A 17,815-nucleotide genomic window follows, 5' to 3' on the forward strand; every position below is an offset into this window, starting at 1 on the left:
AGCCGGTGACGACGGTCATCATGCGCACGACCGCTCGAGCGGTCGTGCCGATCATCTTCGTCGTCGCGGCCTCGCTGTTCGTGGAGGGGCACAACCTCCCCGGCGGCGGCTTCATCGCCGGCGTGCTCACGACGACCGCGTTCGCGATCATCTACCTCGCGTTCGGACTCGACTTCCTCGAACGCGGGGTTCTCGGCCGCGACGTCGATCTCGGAAAGGAGACCTCGCGGGATCGCGTCGTCGTGGCCTATCGGCGCCTGTTCGAGTACGGACTGGCGATCGCCGTCACGAGCGGAATCGTCCCGCTGCTGTTCGATCGTCCCTTCCTTACGCAGACGTTCGTCGAGTTCGAGGACGTGCCGATCTATCACCACGTAGAGATCGCGAGCGCGCTCGCGTTCGACTTCGGCGTCTTCTGCGTCGTCGTCGGCGGACTCCTGACGATCCTCTCGGTGGTGGGTGCCGAATGACGGCGTTCGTCCTCGCGCTCGTCGTCGGCGCGCTGTTCGCGCTCGGGACGTTCTTGCTCCTCAGACGCGACCTGATCCGGGTCGTCTGGGGGCTGGCCATCATCAGCCAGGCGGCGAACGTCTACCTGCTGGCGATGGGCGGGATCGTCGAGGGAACCGCCGATACGGTGCCCGTTCTCGCGGGACACGGCGAGCACGTGCCGGAGACGGCCGATCCGCTGGTTCAGGCGCTCGTCTTGACCGCGATCGTCATCGGCTTCGGCATGACCGCGTTCGCGCTCGTGCTGTCGTACCGGGTCTACGAGGAACACGACACGTTGGACGTCTCCGACTTGGGTGATCGCGAATGATGGAACTCCCGCTGGCCGCGCCGCCGATCGGCACGGAATCGCAACTCGTAATCGCACCGATACTGGTCGTTCTCGTCGCGGGCGTCGGCAGCCTGCTGTTCGGTCGGTGGCCGCGGGCGCGAATCGGCGTCAGCCTCGCAGGTGGCGCGGCCTACGCGGTCGTCGTCGCGGCGATCGACTGGTACGTCGTCCTCGCGCCCGACGCACCGGGGATCGCGACCTACCAGCTCGGAGACTGGCCGGCCCCGTTCGGCATCACGCTCGTGGCTGACGGCCTCTCGGCGTTCATGCTGACCATGGTCGCGATCCTCGGGATCGCGTCGCTGGTCTTCTCGACGCGCGTCCTGCCCGAAATCGATCGCCGGAGCTACTACTTCCCGCTGTTTCACTTCCTGGCGCTCGGCGTCACCGGCGCGTTCCTCACCGGCGACCTGTTCAACCTGTTCGTCTGGTTCGAGGTGATGTTGATGGCCAGTTACGTCTTCGTCGCCTACTACGGCGGCCCGCAGCACACTCGCGCCGCCTTCTGGTACGTCGCGCTCAACCTGCTCGCGAGCGCCGTCTTCCTGCTCGGCGTCGGCGGCATCTACGCGACGACGGGCACGCTCAACATGGCCGATCTGGCTCGGCGACTCGCCGAGCCGGCGGCGTACGGGATCGACCCCGGCCCGGTCGTCGGCCTCCTCGCCTTGCTCCTCTCGGTTTTCGCCATCAAGGCCGGCCTCGTCCCCTTCCAGTTCTGGATCCCGACGGCCTATCGCGCCGCGCCGCCGCAGATCTCCGCCCTGCTGGCCGGTGCGACGAAAAAGGTCGGCATCTACGCGATCATCCGGCTCTCCTTTACCGTCTTCGGCGATGCGCAGGTCGGGGTCGACCTCGCTCTCCCCGGACTCGGAACCGTCGTCGCCGGGAACTCCCCGACCGCGTTCGTCGGGGCCGCCCTGTTCGTCATGGCTGCCGCCAGCATCCTCGTCGGCGGGATCGGCGCCGTCGGTCGCGAGTCCATCGAGGGCGTCCTCGCGTACTCGAGCATCGGCCAGGTCGGCTTCATCGCGATCCCGGTCGCCATCGCGGCGACGACCGGAAGCGCCGAGTTGCGCCACCTCGCCATCGTCGCGGCGCTGGTCTACGCCCTCAACCACACGCTGGCGAAGGGACTGCTCTTCCTCGCGGTCGGCGCGATCAGATCGTCGACCGGGACGAGCCGACTGGCCGACCTCGGCGGGCTGGCGGGGCGATCGCCACCGATGGCCATCGCCTTCTTCGTCGGGTCGCTCGCGCTCGTCGGTATTCCGCCGCTGTCGGGCTTCTTCGGCAAGTTTCTCGTCTTCGATGCCGCGGCTCGAGCGGAATTGATTCCCGTCCTCGGCCTGCTGCTCGTCGGGTCGCTGCTGACCATCGCCTACGCGACCCGGATGTGGAACCGGAGCTTCTGGGGCGCGCGAACGCCCGCCGTCGAGAACGCGGCCGTCGATTCCGTACAGGTCGGCGTCCTGATCGCGCTCGCGGCGGCCATCGTCGGAGTCGGCATCGGGTTCGAGCTGGTCTACGAGTTCGCGGACGCCGCCGCGACGGCCGCGCTGGACGCCGACGGATACGTCGACGCCGTCGATCCGACCGACCCGGAGGAGATCGAGGGGCTCGAGGGAGGTGAGCACGAATGAGAGTCAGAACCTGGCCGCTCGCCGGCGTCGCCTTCGCCGTGCTGTGGATCTTCGTCCGCGGAATCGAACTGACTCTGGCGGCGCTGGTCGGCCAGTTCCTCCTCGGCCTCGCCGTCGGGTTGCCGACGGCGTTCGTCTTCCGGCGGCTGTACGCCAAGCACGTCGATTTCGCCCGCGGAGTTCGCGCGCTCCCCTACGCCGGCCTCTATCTCGCGACCTTCTCGTGGGAGATCGTGCGCGCGAACGTGGACGTGGCCTACCGGGTGCTCTCGCCCGGGATGCCGATCGAACCCGAAGTGATACTCGTGCCGCTGCGCGTCGAGACCGACCTCGCGATCACGACCATCGCCAACAGCGTCACGATCACGCCCGGGACGGTCACTCTGGACTACGACGCGGAAACGAACGCACTCTACGTCCACGCGATCGAGGGTCGCGATCCGGAGGCGATCGCCGCACCCATCCGGACCTGGGAGGACTACGCCCTCGAACTGTTCGACGAAGCGGCCTCGCCCGACGATCCGCCGCGAGAGATCGTCATCTCCGGCGGGAAACGGAAACGACGATACGGTCGCGATCCACGAGGTGATAACGATGAGTGAACTGGTCGGTCCGGACGTCCTCGAACTAACCGTTCGCGCGGCGCTGGTTCTCGTCAGCGGGCTGTGCGTGCTCTGTAGCTACCGCGTGATCCGCGGACCGACGAATCCGGACCGCGTGGTCGCACTGGACGCGATCGCGACGAACGTCGTCGCGATCGCCGTCCTCTTCGCCATTCAGACCGACCGCGGTCTCTTTATCACCGTGAGCCTCGTACTCGCGATCATCGGCTTCATCGCGACGGTCGCAGTTGCGAAGTTCGTCATCGAAGGAGAGGTGATATAATGATCCGGACCGCTCTCGTCATCGCGCTGATCGTCGTCGGCGGCTTCTTCCTGACGGTCGGTACGGTCGGCCTACTTCGCCTGCCGAACGTCTACAACCGAATGCACGCGACGAGCAAGCCCACGACGCTCGGCACCGCCGCGATCTTCCTCGCCGGCTTCGTTCACTTCGGGCCGGGCAACGAGGGGCTCACCTCGCTTATCGGGATCGTCTTCCTCTTCCTGACCGTCCCGACGGGCGCGCACATGATCGCTCGCTCCGCCGAACGGATCGGAATCCCGTTTCTCGGGAGCGTTACCTGGCCGGACGAGTCGATCCTCGAAGGAGACCGGAAGGAAAGCGACGAAAGCCGATCCGACGGCGATTGAGTTACGAGCTTCGCGGGACGAGTCGATCGCCGTCGTCGATCGGCTGTGCGCCCGCGAAGACGAACCCGGCGACGGCGAGCGCGGCGATCGCACCGCCGAGCAGCAGCGGCGCGTAGCCGGTCGTCGCGGCGATCCCGGCGAACGCGACCGGGACCCAGCGTGCGGCCGAAAAACGTCGTACTGTTGCGGAGGCTCAACGCACCGGCCAGGTACCGGCTGGCGACCCGATCGCTCACCTCGGCGTCGACCGACGGCAACACGAGTCCGATGCCCGCGCCGGTGATCGCGGTGGCGACGGCGATCACCAGCACCGAGGTGGCGAGCCAGGCGACGGCGAAGCCGGCCGCCAGGCAGACGAATCCTGCCCCGACGAGCGTCGAATTCGTTGCCCGTCTCGCGAACCACGGGGAGCGTCGGGCTCACCAGCGGCACCCCGAGCGGCGCCAGCAGCGTGCTCAGGAGGACGATGCGGACCGTCGGCGAATTCCAGGGAATGCGCGTGTGGGGCGGATTCGGAGGGTGGAGGAGTAGTGGTCATCGGTGGAGCCGGTAGAACCGGAAGAAGAGGTTCTCGATCGGCAACACCTCGACGCTCGAGAAGCCCGCCTCGCTCGCGTACGCCTCGAGCGTCTTCGGACGCATCACGGTTCCCGTTCCCGTCGCCGGGTCGTCGACCATACCGACGGGGAGACAGTGCAGGACGCTGAAGCCGTACAACAGCGGCTCGATCTCGTTCCCGTCCGGCGTGAACGCCTCGCCCGCGCGTTCGTCCACGATGAGGACGGCGCCATCCTCACCCGCGAGTCGGCGCATCGTCTCGAGGACGGCGACCGGATCCGAGAGGTCGTGGACGCACTCGAGCGCCATCACGAGGTCGTAGTCGCCGTCGATAGCAGGATCCCCCGCGTCGCGGTTGTGGACGGCGACCCGATCCTCGACGCCGCGCTCGGCGGCGTTTTCGTTCGCCCGCTCGACCGACGCCGCGTCGAGGTCGTAGCCGTCGACGACGGTCTCGGTGTAGTGCTCGGCGACGCCGATGCTGGACCAGCCGTGCCCGCAGCCGACGTCCGCGACGCGTCCGCCCGCCCGAAGCGTCGCGTCCACGTCGGGGATGCTCGCCAGCCACTCGGGACCGAGCTGGGTGACGAACGCGGGCCGGTTCATCGCCGCGATCCCCTCGTGACAGGTCTCCCCGTAAGCCGAGAACGGGACGCCGTCGCCGGTTCGAAACGCCGAGATGACGTCCTCGAGGGGCGCGCCGACGCTGGCGACGAGGCTCGCGAGCGGCGCGAGGTAGTTCAGGCTCTCCGGTTCGCAGAGAACCTCGACGTAGCTCGCCGGAAGCGCGTAGCGTCGACCGGGCGCCTCGGCGTCCGGGTTCTCGACGGATAACACGCCGGTGACGGTCTGGTGTTCGAGCCACTCGCGTGCGTATCGTTCGTCCGTTTCCGTCGCCGCGGCCAGTTCCGCCGCGGTGAGCGGTCTCGTCGCCAGTACGTCGTAGTACCCCAGTCGGTCGCCGATGTACATCCCGAACAGCGACATGGTATCTGCGGCTCGCTCGAGGAAGGCTTCGGTCTGCTCCGGGTCGATCCGTGTGGAACTCGTTCCCATAGTCGGGGAGACGGCACCGAAGGCGCTATACTTACTTTTCGAGAGGGATATCAGCCGGAGAGCGCCGTTTCACGCCGTGAGATAGGGTTAAGCGGACGAACATCGTACCAATCGGTAGCGAGTGACATGACCGAGCGAACCGCCGGAACGCGGCACATTCTCGACGAGCTCCTCCGGTACGACCTCGACTTCGGCGGGGCTCGCGAGCAGTACGAACGGGGTGATTCGTTCCCCGACACGGACGAGATGATCGACGTGATCCGACACGGGCCGCTGCTGCGAGCGCTGCTCGCGGGGCCGCTCGACCGACGCGATATCGAGTCGACGCTCGGGGTGTCGAAGGCGACGAGCCATCGATTCGTTCGCTGGCTCGAAGCTCGGGGCTACGGCGAGCGCGTCGACGGCCGGTACCGGCTGACCGGACTCGGCGAAACCGTCGCCTACGGCGTCTCGAAGTTCGAGACGTACCTCCGGACGGCCCACCGCCTCGATCCGCTGTTCGACTACATCTGCGAGGACCACGACGAGTTCGTCATCGAGCCGTTCGCCGACGCGACGGTCACCGTCGCCACGCCCGCGGATCCGTACGCGCCCGTCGCGCGGTTCCTGGAACTCTTACGCGAGAGCGAGCGCTTCCGCGGGTTCAACACCACGCACATGATCCCGCCCGGACTCGACGCGATCGCCGACGGGGTACTCGAGAACCGCTCGGTCGAACTCATCTACCGACCCGACGCCGCCGAGACGCTCCGCGACGATCGGGAGACGACCCTCGACGACGCGATCGACGAGGGGAACGTCGCCATCCGAACGCGGGACGCGCTTCCGTACGGACTGGCGCTGTTCGACGAGCGGATCGGCGTCGGCGGCTACGACGAGGAAACCGGAACGATGCGCGTGTTCGTCGACACCGACACGACGATCGCGCGCGAGTGGGCGACCCGCGTCTTCGAGGGGATTCGGGCCGACTCCGAGCCGCTGGCGGCGTAACCGAGTCGGCCGTCCGGAAGCTGGTATCCGCGGCGATGGCGGCAAAGCGAGTGCTGCTGGTCGTCTAGCGGACAGCGGAGAAGGGCGCGTCTTACTCGAGCGTCTCGCCGAGTGCTTCGATCGCAGCCTCCTGGACGGCGTCGCGTTCGCCGGGCAGGAACTCGATGTGACCGTCCCGACCGCCGAGGACGTGGACGCCAGCGTTGGGCGCGCGTTCCGCAATCGCGTCGCCGAGGTCGCGGACGTTCACCGGCTCGGTCGCGCGGACGTGGAGTTCGTCCTCGCCGACGCCGAGCGTGACGACCGGCGGTTCGTTGTGCTCGCGTTCGCGCCGGTGGAGTTCGTCGAGCAGCAGGATCGTCGTCGGGAAGTTGTAACGGTGGGTGAACGCGTCGGTGTCCAGCAGCGCCATCGTGACGTCGCCGACGTCGCGAACCGAGAGGTTCTCCCGGGCGGTCTCGAGTTCGGTCTCGAGTTTGTCGCGGAACTGCTCGGAGACGTGAGCCGCGAGGTCGCCCTCTCGAACCGTCCCCGCGCCCTCACCGTCCTTGAACAGGAGGTCGGCGACGAGTTCGCGCTTGTCCTTGTAGCTCTGGTAGTAGGCCTCGAGCGCGACGGCCTCGCGGCGCTCGGAGATTCCCGTCTCGTCGTAGCCGGCCTCGCTCGCGAGGTCGGTGTAGGCCTCGGGCGTGTCCTCCCAGTAGCTGACGGCGGGGAGGTGCTCGAGGTCGGCACGAACGTCGTCGTTGACGTGTGCGGCGACGTTGGCTGCGAGCGCCGTCGAGGTCAGGTCGGCGACGTCGACGCCGGCGAGCGACGGGGTGACGGCGGCCGTCACCGCATCGGTAACTTCCTCGTCGGCACGGCTGTCGTCGATGACGAGCGCTTCCGCACCGTACAGCGAGAGCAGTTCGTAGCCGTCGACGGACTCGACCGTCGATCCGGCACCGACGAGCACGACGAGCGGGAGTTGCTCGTCGTGACGGTCGCGGGCTTCGAGCATCGAGGTGACGTCGTTCGTCGCGGCGTCCATATCGTAGACCCGCCCCTCGAGCGGTCGGCGCTCGAAGTAGTGGTACTCCGCGTCCTCGCGGGTGTGCTTCTCGCGGATCAGCGGGAGCACGGCGCGTTCGATGGCGGCGCCGGCGACGTAGCCGTCGGCGGTCGCGGCGTGGCGGACGACGACCGGACGGGCCTCCATGATGGCCCGTCGGATCGACGTCGCGGCGTCGACGAGTTCGTCCTCGACGGCGGTGACCGCGTCGTGGTCGGCCAGCAGCGAGACTGCCGCCGGTCGGGCCTCGCTCTCGATCGCGCTCTCGAGGCGCTCGACGACGGTTTCGCGGGCTTCGTTCTCGAGCACGTCGAGGGTCTCGGTCTCGACCTGCAGGTCGCCGTGGTGGCGCTCGATCTCGCCCTCGAGCGCGACGACGTCGTCGACGTCGACGTCGGGGTAGGCGCGGACGCCGGCTTCCTCGAACGCCGCACACTCGACAGTCCCGGTCTCGTCGCGCAGTTCGAAGACCGTCGGCCCGGAGGTCTGTCGGACGCCGGTGATCTCGCCCTCGAGGCGGACGACGCTACCGACCTGGTTCTCGATTGCGGTGACCGTCGTTCGCTTGAGCGCCGGTTCCGATTCGGGTTCGGCGTCGGCGGCGTCGTCGGTCGTCGGCGTCGACGTCGCGGCCGTCTCCGCTGCGACGGAACCGCTCTCGGCGGCGACGGAGTCCGCGCCACCCGTTGCGGGCGAGCTCTCGTCGCTCGGACCCGAGTCGTCGGCGCTCGCTCGAGGGCCGGAATCGTCGGCACTCGCGCTCGGACCGGAGTCGTTCTCGGACTCGCCGGACTCGCCGTCCTCGAACTCCTCGGGGAGGAACTCGTCGTCGGCCGTCTCGATCAGCTTGCCGCGGAACTCGCGTTCGCGCTGGCGGATCGACCAGCCGAGGTCGACGTTCCCGTTGTCCCGGACGTCGAGAACCTGGACGTAGACGTCGTCGCCGGGCTCCCAGTCGAGACTCTCGAGCCGTTGGTCGAGTTCGCTTCTGTGCAACAGACCGGTGACGTGATCGCCGATGTCGACGAACACTCCGAAGTCGGCGTAGCCGTCGACGGCCCCGCGGTAGTACCGACCGGGGGTGAGCTGCGAGGCGGACGTGCCGTGGAATTCGAAAACGGCATCCTCCTCGTGACTCTTGCAGATCTCGCCGTCAACAGGCGTACCGCAGATGATACAGTTACCCATCTACTCGAACAAAGCAGGTTCGTCCTAAAACGGTTGTCGAAATGCACTCGCAGCGGTATCAGTCACCGCGTGTGCGAAACGAACGGTCGGAATCGGCGGACGCTCACTCGAAGACCGGCGAATCGTCCTCGAGCGCCTCGATATCGTCGGCGATCTTGCGGACGTCCTCGGGGAACAGCGAGACCTGAATTTCGTTGTCGTCGTCGTCTTCGAAGACGAGTTTGACGCGCTTGTCGCCGAACTCGCGCGCCTCCGCGGAGTCGACGTCGAACAGCTTGACCGTCGCCGACTTGTTCGTCGGGCCGACGTTCTTGATCGATCCCTCGTTCAGCTCTACCATGAAGTCCTCGAGTGTCAGTGCGAGCATAGTCGCCGTACGGCTCCCGCATAAAAAACGTCACGGCATCGGGGTCGGCTCGCTCGCCGACGTTCCGTTTACGGAAAAGCGCGTCGGGATACGATCGTCCCGACCGCACCGCATGCGTGGTGTGTCAATCGCGTGCGGCGTTCGTTTCTTCCGAGACGACCCCCATAAGTATGGGGAAGTTCATCCGGCCTTAGCCGTCGAATAAACCGATGCAGGCGGACGACTCGACGCCGAACGTCGGCTGGCGGCTTTCCTGCGCCGCGCTCTACCCGAAGACGTGACGGTCCCCTCGACCAGTTTTAAGGCACCCTCCGACTAACGGTTCACCCGCTATGCAAGTCACCTGGCACGGCCACTCGACGTGGCACGTCACCGTCGGCGACACCGACCTGCTGATCGACCCGTTCTTCGACAATCCGAAGACGGATCTCGAGCCGTCAGACGTCGACACGCCCGACTACGTGCTACTGACTCACGGTCACGCCGATCACATCGCTCACGCGGGCGAGTTCTCGGACGCGACGCTGGTCGCGACGCCCGAACTGGTCTCCTACTGCGAGGAAGAGTTCGGCTACGAGGACGCCGTCGGCGGGATGGGGATGAACATCGGCGGCACCGTCGAGTGCGGCGACGCCTTCGTGACGATGCACCGCGCCGACCACACGAACGGCATCATGACCGAGCACGACGTCGACGCGGGAATGCCGGCCGGCTTCGTCATCTCCGATACGAAACCCACCCAGGTTTCCGACGAGGACTCGACGACGTTCTACCACGCCGGCGACACCGGGCTGATGACCGAGATGCGCGAGGTCATCGGGCCGTACCTCGAGCCTGACGCGGCCGCGGTCCCGGTCGGCGACCACTTCACGATGGGACCGTGGCAGGCCGCCGTCGCGGTCGACTGGCTCGACGTCGACCGCGCGTTCCCGATGCACTACGACACCTTCCCGCCGATCGAGCAGGATCCCGAAGACTTCGAACGGGAAGTCGAGGCGACGGGCAGTGGCGCCGAGGTCCACGCGCTCGAGGCCGACGAGCCGTTCGATCTCGAGAGCTAACGCGATACTCGTCGCCGCCGTCGTCGATCCCGCGCCGGTACTCGCGACCGTTTTCGTTCTCGATACAGACCGTATTGACCGCGAGAACAACGTTTACGGCACCGGCTGTGGATGTCTCGACTGCTATGTCGAAACAGGTTACCACCGTCTCCGAGGAGGGCTTCAGCGCGACGAACGAGATCCGCGACTTCGAAACGACGATCGATTCCAACGGGGAGGACGGACCGGATACGCTCGAGAGTCTGCTCGCCGCCTACGGCTCCTGTTACGTTCCGGCACTGCGCGTCGGCGGTCAGCAGCGCGGCGTCGACGACCTCGGCCAGATCGAGATCGAGAGCACGGGCGAGCTCAACGACGACGACAAACTCGAGTCGGTCCACTTCGATATCCGCGTCGAGGCTGACGTCGACGACGAGACCGGCGAGAAGATCGTCGAACGCGGGTTCGAACTCTGCAAGGTTCACGACGCGCTGAAAGAGAGTCTCCACGCCGACACGAGTTTCGAAGGCGGCGCGTTCTGACGCCGCATCAGATCCGTACTCTCGTCCGCCGTTTTTCGCCTCTCGAGTCGTGCAGGGGCACCGCTGGCGCCGGACTGTAGAACGTAGTGATTGTAACGCCTTCTGACCACTCCCAATTCACATACGTTCGGCACGCTTCTGACCGGACATGCGACGAGCGCTCGTGGTTCTGACGGCCGTCGGACTGGTCGCCTTTGGCGGTTGCATCGGCGGTGTGGGTCTCGGGGAGGACTCCGAGGACGACGAAAACGTCGGAACGGAGAACACCGGAACGGACGGCGAACTCGAGATCCACCACATCGACGCCGGACAGGCCGATTCGACGCTGCTGATCACACCCGACGGCGAGACGATACTGATCGATACGGGCGACTGGCGAAACGACGGCCGGGACATCATCGACTACCTCGAGGCCCAGGATGTCGACCGGATCGACCATCTGATCGCGACGCACGCCCACGCCGACCACATCGGGGGTCACGCCGCCGTTATCGAACACTTCGAGGAACACCACGACGGTGTCGGCGCAGCCTACGACTCCGGCGTCGTCCACACGAGCGCGGCCTACGACGACTACCTCGACGCCGTCGAGGAGTACGAAATCAGACTCTTCCAGGTCGAGGAGGGCAACGACCTCCCGCTCGAGAGCGGGACCGTCGACGCGACCGTGCTGAATCCGGCCGAGGGTGATTCGGGCGACGGACTCCACTACAATAGCGTGGCGCTGGTCGTGGAGTTCGGCGAGTTCTCGTATCTGACGACCGGGGACGCCGAACGGGACGTCGAGCAGCGGCTCGTCGACGACCGGAGCGACGAACTCGAGGCGGACGCCTATCAGGCCGGCCACCACGGTTCGTCGACCTCGTCGACCGAACCGTTCCTCGAGGCCGTCGATCCGCAGGTCGCAGTCATCTCGAGCGCGGAGAACTCCCAGTACGGCCACCCGCACGACGAGGTGTTCGAGAGCTTCGCCGACCGCGAGATCGAAACCTACTGGACCGCCGCCCACGGCGACGTCGTGCTTACGACCGACGGCGACGAGCTGTCCGTCGCGACCGAGCGGGAGGCCCCGACAGATCCGGAAGCCCTGCTCGAGTGGAAACTCGAGGCGACCGCGGCGTCGGTCGACGAAGGGGTTGCGATCTACCCCTCGATTGATCCCGCTCGGGCTCGTCTACCCGGATAATGAGTGACACCGCCACAGCAGTACTCGATCGCATCGTCGACGGCACCACGGCCGTGTTGCTGCTCGAGGAGAAGGGAGCGATCGTCGACGAGTACGCGCTCGACGTCGAGCGGCTTCCCGAAGACGGACGCCACGAGGGAGCCGTCTTCGCCGCCACGCTCGAGGACGGGACGCTACGCGAGATGGAGTACCGCCCCGACGACGAACGTGATCGAAAGGCGTCCGCACAGGATCGGTTCGATCGGCTCTCCGAACGACTGCCCGACGAGTGACGTCTCTGACCGGGAGCTTCGAAGAGAGAAACGAAAGTGGGGCCGGACCCCCCTAATCAAGGTGACTGTCTTGGGTGGAACGGAAGCGGGGTCGAACCCCCCTGATCGAAGGTGGCTGTCTTCGGTGGAACGGAAGTGGGGTAAACTTCCTGGGGTCGAAGATGGGGCCTTCGTTACGGCAGCGGTCTGCGGATGTTTCGAGTATGTCCGTCCGCTGCCTACTCACACCAACTGCGGGGATTGCATTAGAACTACTCCCAACACACGTTGGTATTCGAGAGTTCCAGTGTCGGTGAACCTTCAGAAACGGCAGAGACTCGATCAACGCGTAGATTCAAGCGCCCCTCTCGAGAGGGAACGAGTATGCTTCGCTCGTTCGATGGGACCGAACCCCGGGTTGCTGACTCCGCGTACGTCGACGAGACCGCAGTCGTCATCGGCGACGTCGTCGTCGAAGCCGACGCCAGCGTCTGGCCGAACACCACGCTTCGAGGCGATCACGGCCAGATCGTCGTCGGCGAGGGAGCGAACGTACAGGACAACGCCGTCCTGCACGAGGACGCCGAATTACGACCGTCCGCGACGGTCGGCCACAGCGCGATCGTCCACGACGCGACCGTCAGTGAGGGCGCGCTGATCGGCATGAACGCCGTCGTTCTCGACGGCGCCCGTATCGGAGAGGGAGCCGTCGTCGCGGCCGGTAGCGTCGTCACGGAGGGCACCGACGTCCCTCCGTCGACGCTCGTCGCCGGATCGCCAGCCGAGCCGAAAGCCGAGGTCGACGATCCGCGTCTCGAGGCGACCGCCGACCGGTACGTCGAACTCGCGACTCGCCACGAGAAGACCTCGGAACGGCTGGACTGATCGGCCGGAGATCCGGCGAATCCACCATGCTGACCTACAGCCGACAGTATAGTCGAGGGAAACGCTGATACAGCCACCGACTCAACCGACTGTCATGAGTGACAACTCGTGGACGGACCGGATCGTCGGGGAGCGGATGACCGTCGATCAGGAGTTCTCCTCGCGCATCGCAGAGTCGCAGTTCTCGAGCCAGCAGTGGAGCCTGGTCATGACCGCGACCGAGTTCGAGATCGAACACCCCGACGACCCCGACCGGGCGCGGATCGTCGCCAACACGGAGAAGGTCGACCAGATCCTTCCCGAACTCGACAACCTCGACGCCCAGATGGGCGCGATGGGCGGCCGGGGCGGCGGTGGCGGCTCGAGTTCCTCCGGCGGCGTCGTGAGCAGCATCCTCGATGCGCTCGGCCTCGGTGGTGACGGGGACTCACACGAAGAGCAGCGGCGGGCGGCCGAACGGCTTACCCAGGAGTACGCGGACGAACTTCAGTCGAAACTCGAGTCGAACGGCCGGTGGAACGCCGTTCGAGAGGACGTCGCCGACGGCTGAATCGTCCCGGTAGGACTCAATCGCCGGCGTGAAAGAGCGTGTACTCGCTGGCTTCGTAGATGCTGATCAGCTCCATGACGAGCTCGTCGTAGGACTCGTCCTCGATGCGGAGTCCGTCCAGGCGTTCGATGGTTTCCTCCTCGAGTTCGATGCTAGGCATACGTGACCAGTGGTCACGGAGTGGCAAAAGTGTCGTGGCGCTCTCGTGCCGGCCACGCGACGACGCGCCCGAGCCACAGCATCTTTACGCGTACCACCCGATCGTACGGGTATGACAGACGAAGTCGAAACGATCTCGATCTCGATCTCGACCGACGACGGCGCGACTGACGACGTTACACTCCCCGCGGAACTCGTCGACCTTCTCGCCGAGGGCGACCAGGACGCCGCCGAGACGATCGGCGACATCACCCTCCTCTCGTTCGCCAGTCGCGCTCACCACTTCGTCCACCACGGCGACGAGACGGACGAGAACCTCGAGGCCCAGGAGGAACGCGTGATGGAGCTGTTCGAGGAGCGCTTCGGCGTGACGTTCGGCGAGGCGACCGGCCACCAGCACTGACGATACCGACTCGGGAACGGTACTCGAGAGGTGCCAGTATCGCGACGATCGAATTCTCAGGTTCCTGCAGAGAACAGCGCTCTCGCTACGAAGCGACTGCTCGGTTGCTGGCAGCCGGATCGTTCGCCGATTCGTTGTCGGGGTCATCAGCGGGATCAGCTGCCGGATCCTCGGTCGACTCGTCCGCTGGGTCGTCCGTCGGCTCGTCCGCAGGATCCTCAGCCGGGTCACCCGCGGGCTCCTCGGCGGGATCGCCTCCTGATTCGTCGGTCGGATCCTCGGCCGACTCGTCCGCTTCGACGGGTTCCTCTTCCTCCTCGACAGGGTCCTCGGCGGGCTCGTCCGGGGCTGCCTCGATCACTATCGGCGTCTCCGCGGCGTCGTCTTCGCTCGAGACGGTCGCCGTGTACTCGCCCGGCTCGAGATCCGCGGTGTCGGCTACCAGCGTCGCGGACGCTGATGCGTCGGGCTCGAGGCTGAGCGTCGTGGAGTCGACCTCGGTACCGCCGACCGCGAGCGCGATCTCCTGCGTTCCGTCCTCGTCGCCGACGTTCGCGAGGTCGGCGGCGACCTCGAGCGGCTCGCCCCGTTCGACGGGCGAATTCGTCTCCGTGATCGAGACGGCGAACGTCGCGGGCTCGGACGGATCGAGCTCGCCCGCGGACGGCGTCTCGGCGGTCAGCGCCTCGTCGTAGTCGTACTGCGAGAGGTCCACCTCCCAGACGAGTCGTTCCTCGTCCTCCTGAGGCGTCCACTCGACGGTGAACTCGCCCTCGCCGGAGTCGAGTTCGGCCGGCGGCTCGTCCGCGGTCGTTCCCTCGACGAACTCGCTCCCGACGACGAGGGGGGCGTCGTTGGGGTTCTCGTAGCCGAAAGTTACGTCGATCGCGTCCTCACCGACCGCCGTATCGGCGACGAATATCGACGGTTCTGCCGGCCGAACGGCCTCCAGACACGCCTCTCCCTCCGGGTTCGGATGGTCGATAGTGGCCGTCGGGATCGCCGTCGGTGAGCTAATTCCGGAGACGTAGGTTCCGTAGGGTCCGTACTCCGAGACGCCGACGGTTATCTCGTCGCCCGTGAACTCGTCTTCCGCCCCGACCTCGAAGACGATCGTCCCGGTAAACGGCGCTTCGACGTCTTCGCCGACGGTGATCCAGTCCTCGATGATCGTGTTTCCGAACCCGCCGGCGTCGTAGAAGCCGGTGCTCGCTGCGACCTGATCGCCGTCCTCGAGCGAGGCCGTAACTTCGGCCCTGGTGCAGTCCACGAACTCGACGTCGAAGGCGACGTCGAACGCGTACTCGATCGTCTCGCTCGCCAGCACCTCGCCGTCGGCGTCGACGACGGCGACCTCGAGCGTCGCGTCTTCCTCGAGCGGCGGGTCGAGCGGGATCGACTCGTTCTCGATCGTTTCGTTCGCGTCGAACGGGTCGGTTTCGGCGAGCTGTTGGCCGTCCTCGTCGGTAACACTGAGTGCGTACTCGACGGCTGCGCTGGCCTCCTCGACGGCCAGCGATTCGCCGTCACCCTGTTGATCCTCGACCGAGAGCTCCGCAGTGGGATCCGGATCGGGCTCCTCGATCGCGTACTCGACCGTCTCGCTCGCCAGCACCTCGCCGTCGGCGTCGACGACGGCGACCTCGACGGTCGTGTTCTCTTCGATCGGCGGCTCGAGATCGAGTTCCAGTCCCGTGACCGTCTCTTCGGCCTCGAACGCTTCGCTCTCGACCGTTTCGCCGTCGTACGACGCAGTGACGGTGTACTCGACGGGTGCCGACGCCGCGCCGACGAGCAGACGCTCACCGCCGGCCTCCTGATCCTCGACCTCGAGGATCGTCTCGGGCTCCTCCTCGAGCGTCACGAGCGTCTGGTCCATCACGGGAACGCCGCCCGCACCGACGTACGGAACGTCCTCCTCGCCGTCGGTGTCGACGTAGTCGAACGCCTCGTTCTCGTTCGTATCCAGGTGCGCGACCGCGATCAGCTGGCGCTCCTCCTCGAGCGGCTCCTCGAGGTCGATCTCGACGCTCTCGTGCTCGCCGGACTCGAGGGAGTCGGAGACGCCGCGGACGCTCTCCGCCGCCTCGCCCTCGAGGAACCGCTCGTCGTGGATCGCGACGAACCCGCCCTCGGAGAGCTCGATCGAATCGACGACGACCGTCTCGCCGTCGGTTTCCTGCTCGGGGAACGAGAGTCGCGCCTCGCCCTCGACTTCGTCGATCTCCTCGAGTCGCTGTTCGATCTCGATCCCGAGGTACTGGACGATCTCGGTCTCGCCCTCGATTCCCTCTTCAGCCGCGTAGGCGGCCGCGCCGGCCGCGCTCTCCTGGGTGAGCACCTGCAGCTGCGTGACGCTGATGCGCTGGTACTGGACGAGTCGCGCCGTCTCCTCGCAGGCACCCCTTGCCGCCGTCTGGATCTGTTCGACCGACGCCGTCTGGTGCTGCGAGAGCGAGCCGCTCGAGGCCCCCGCGGCGAGTCGCTGGACCTGCACGACATCGACGACCTGTTTCTGGACGACCGCACCCTCGCCCGCGCCGAAGGCGGCGGCCTGGATCTGTTCGACCTCCACGACCTGGTACTGGATCGCCGACTCGACCGCACCCTCCGCGGCGCCGACCGCGGCGTGCTGGATCTGGGTGATCGACACCTCCTGTTGCTGGGCGAGCGCGCCTCCGGAACTGCCGACGGCGGCCGACTGGATCTGCTCGACCGTCGCCTCCTGGCTCTGGACGATCGCACCCTTGGCCGCGCCGAACGAGGCCTCCTGTATCTGCGTGATGGTGATTCGCTGGACCTGTTCGATACGGACCGACTGAACCTGCACCAGCGACCCCTTCCCGGCTCCGCGGGCCGCGGCCTGGGTCTGCTCGACGGTCACCGTCTGTCGCTGGACGAGCGCGCCCTTCGCGGCTCCGGTCGCGGCCTTCTGGACCTGCTTGATCGTCACCTCCTGGCGCTGCTCGACGTCGACCTGCTGGACCTCCTCGAGCGCTTCGCGCGTGCTTCCCTCGAGCGCGCCGGCTGCCGCCCCGGCCGCGGCGTGCTGGACGTGCTCCAGGGTGACGTGCTGGCGCTGCTCGACCGTTATCGTCTGGTACTGCTCGAGGACGCCGTAGGCCGATCCCTGGGCAGCCTCCTGGATGACGGGGACGCGGTCGATGTCTCGCTCGCCGGCCTCGCTCGCGGCGCCCGCGGCCGCGCCGCGGGTTGCAACCTGGAGCTGTTCGACGGTCACACGCTGTTCCTGGGCGAGCGCACCGTGTGTTGCGCCCCACGTTGCACTCTGCAACTGGGTCGCAGTTACGGTCTGATGTTGTGCGAGGGCGCCGTCGGTCGCCCCGCCGACGGCGAACTGGACCTGTTCGACCTCGAGGCGCTGCTCCTGCAGCAACGCGCCGTGGACAGCCCCGCTCGTCGCCGCCTGGACCTGCTCGACGCTCGCCTCCTGGTGCTGTGCGGCCGACTCCAGGGCACCCTCGAGCGCCGCCGCGCGCTGCTCCTGTGTCACCTCGATTCCCTGAGCCTGAACGAGGGCGATTCCCTCGTCGACGCCGTCTTCGACGGCTTCCTCGGACTCCTGAGCGAGCGACGCGTCCGCGGGCGTTTCCGTACCTATCGCGACCGGCTCGAACGATCCCTCCGTCGAATCGATCTGAGAGGGCGCCGCAACTTCGGGATTCGAGTCCTGTCCCCCGACGTCGTCGACGGATTCGGCGGTACCGTCAGCGAACGGCGACCCACCGCCGAGAACTGGCAGTGCGACGACGCTCGTAATCATCAACAGGGAGAGCATCGTCGCGACGAACGCGGCGCGATTCATGGTCTCGACGCCCCGTCGGCCGT

At 66.7% G+C, this 17,815-nt stretch carries 19 protein-coding genes; 14 read left to right on the top strand and 5 right to left on the bottom strand.

Features of this window, described 5'->3' with window-relative positions:
• Positions 1-5 precede the first annotated feature (5 nt).
• The 6 genes from NED97_RS14290 to mnhG are packed head-to-tail and all read left to right on the top strand — an operon-like array spanning position 6 to position 3,737.
• Positions 6-470, top strand: coding sequence for an MnhB domain-containing protein (locus tag NED97_RS14290; protein ID WP_252487691.1), 465 nt, complete (start codon positions 6-8; stop codon positions 468-470).
• Positions 467-820 carry a sodium:proton antiporter gene (locus NED97_RS14295; protein ID WP_252487692.1) on the top strand — a complete coding sequence of 118 codons (354 nt, stop codon included), beginning with the start codon at positions 467-469 and terminating at the stop codon, positions 818-820. Before NED97_RS14290 ends, NED97_RS14295 begins: the two co-directional genes overlap by 4 nt.
• Positions 817-2,484: a complex I subunit 5 family protein gene (locus tag NED97_RS14300; protein ID WP_382207004.1), complete on the top strand. Its 1,668-nt coding sequence runs from the start codon at positions 817-819 to the stop codon at positions 2,482-2,484. The genes NED97_RS14295 and NED97_RS14300 overlap by 4 nt, the downstream gene beginning before the upstream one ends.
• Entirely contained in the window at positions 2,481-3,086 is a 606-nt protein-coding gene (locus NED97_RS14305) for a Na+/H+ antiporter subunit E (RefSeq protein WP_252487694.1), read from the top strand. Before NED97_RS14300 ends, NED97_RS14305 begins: the two co-directional genes overlap by 4 nt.
• A complete protein-coding gene (locus NED97_RS14310; protein ID WP_252487695.1) occupies positions 3,079-3,369 on the top strand; it encodes a monovalent cation/H+ antiporter complex subunit F in 291 nt (96 codons plus the stop codon). Before NED97_RS14305 ends, NED97_RS14310 begins: the two co-directional genes overlap by 8 nt.
• The gene (mnhG, locus tag NED97_RS14315) at positions 3,369-3,737 is read left to right on the top strand and encodes a monovalent cation/H(+) antiporter subunit G (RefSeq protein ID WP_252487696.1); all 369 of its coding nucleotides are present in this window, start codon (positions 3,369-3,371) and stop codon (positions 3,735-3,737) included. Before NED97_RS14310 ends, mnhG begins: the two co-directional genes overlap by 1 nt.
• 534 nt (positions 3,738-4,271) lie before the next feature.
• On the opposite strand, the gene NED97_RS14320 is transcribed toward mnhG, so the two are convergent.
• On the bottom strand, positions 4,272-5,351 hold the full coding sequence (locus NED97_RS14320) for an SAM-dependent methyltransferase (RefSeq protein WP_252487697.1): 1,080 nt from the start codon (positions 5,349-5,351) through the stop codon (positions 4,272-4,274).
• Between the two features lie 126 nt (positions 5,352-5,477).
• Between NED97_RS14320 and NED97_RS14325 the strand changes: the two genes are divergently transcribed.
• On the top strand, positions 5,478-6,341 hold the full coding sequence (locus NED97_RS14325) for a helix-turn-helix transcriptional regulator (protein ID WP_252487698.1): 864 nt from the start codon (positions 5,478-5,480) through the stop codon (positions 6,339-6,341).
• Between the two features lie 91 nt (positions 6,342-6,432).
• Here NED97_RS14325 and NED97_RS14330 read toward each other — a convergent pair whose 3' ends face one another.
• On the bottom strand, positions 6,433-8,583 hold the full coding sequence (locus NED97_RS14330; protein ID WP_252487699.1) for a DHH family phosphoesterase: 2,151 nt from the start codon (positions 8,581-8,583) through the stop codon (positions 6,433-6,435).
• A gap of 103 nt (positions 8,584-8,686) precedes the next feature.
• Entirely contained in the window at positions 8,687-8,950 is a 264-nt protein-coding gene (locus tag NED97_RS14335) for a hypothetical protein (RefSeq protein WP_252487700.1), read from the bottom strand.
• 332 nt (positions 8,951-9,282) lie between these two features.
• Between NED97_RS14335 and NED97_RS14340 the strand changes: the two genes are divergently transcribed.
• From NED97_RS14340 to NED97_RS14365, 6 genes are all read left to right on the top strand, one after another.
• Positions 9,283-10,011: a metal-dependent hydrolase gene (locus tag NED97_RS14340; RefSeq protein WP_252487701.1), complete on the top strand. Its 729-nt coding sequence runs from the start codon at positions 9,283-9,285 to the stop codon at positions 10,009-10,011.
• A gap of 125 nt (positions 10,012-10,136) precedes the next feature.
• Complete coding sequence (locus NED97_RS14345; RefSeq protein WP_252487702.1) at positions 10,137-10,532, top strand: OsmC family protein; 396 nt, start codon at positions 10,137-10,139, stop codon at positions 10,530-10,532.
• Between the two features lie 148 nt (positions 10,533-10,680).
• Complete coding sequence (locus tag NED97_RS14350) at positions 10,681-11,718, top strand: ComEC/Rec2 family competence protein (RefSeq protein WP_252487703.1); 1,038 nt, start codon at positions 10,681-10,683, stop codon at positions 11,716-11,718.
• Positions 11,718-11,990 carry a DUF3006 domain-containing protein gene (locus tag NED97_RS14355; RefSeq protein WP_252487704.1) on the top strand — a complete coding sequence of 91 codons (273 nt, stop codon included), beginning with the start codon at positions 11,718-11,720 and terminating at the stop codon, positions 11,988-11,990. Before NED97_RS14350 ends, NED97_RS14355 begins: the two co-directional genes overlap by 1 nt.
• Positions 11,991-12,353: 363 nt before the next feature.
• Positions 12,354-12,854, top strand: coding sequence for a gamma carbonic anhydrase family protein (locus tag NED97_RS14360; RefSeq protein ID WP_252487705.1), 501 nt, complete (start codon positions 12,354-12,356; stop codon positions 12,852-12,854).
• Positions 12,855-12,948: 94 nt separating this feature from the next.
• Positions 12,949-13,404, top strand: a complete 456-nt coding sequence (locus NED97_RS14365) for a DUF5799 family protein (RefSeq protein WP_252487706.1) — start codon at positions 12,949-12,951, stop codon at positions 13,402-13,404.
• 16 nt (positions 13,405-13,420) lie between these two features.
• On the opposite strand, the gene NED97_RS14370 is transcribed toward NED97_RS14365, so the two are convergent.
• A complete protein-coding gene (locus NED97_RS14370; RefSeq protein WP_252487707.1) occupies positions 13,421-13,564 on the bottom strand; it encodes a DUF7557 family protein in 144 nt (47 codons plus the stop codon).
• Between the two features lie 111 nt (positions 13,565-13,675).
• Between NED97_RS14370 and NED97_RS14375 the strand changes: the two genes are divergently transcribed.
• Positions 13,676-13,966 (top strand): DUF7545 family protein, encoded by a 291-nt coding sequence (locus tag NED97_RS14375; RefSeq protein ID WP_252487708.1) that lies wholly within the window; start codon positions 13,676-13,678, stop codon positions 13,964-13,966.
• An 85-nt stretch (positions 13,967-14,051) separates the two neighbouring features.
• On the opposite strand, the gene NED97_RS14380 is transcribed toward NED97_RS14375, so the two are convergent.
• Positions 14,052-17,792, bottom strand: coding sequence for a DUF7282 domain-containing protein (locus tag NED97_RS14380; protein WP_252490633.1), 3,741 nt, complete (start codon positions 17,790-17,792; stop codon positions 14,052-14,054).
• Positions 17,793-17,815 lie beyond the last annotated feature (23 nt).

Origin of the sequence: Natronococcus sp. CG52 (assembly GCF_023913515.1) — an archaeon.
Lineage (GTDB): Archaea > Halobacteriota > Halobacteria > Halobacteriales > Natrialbaceae > Natronococcus > Natronococcus zhouii.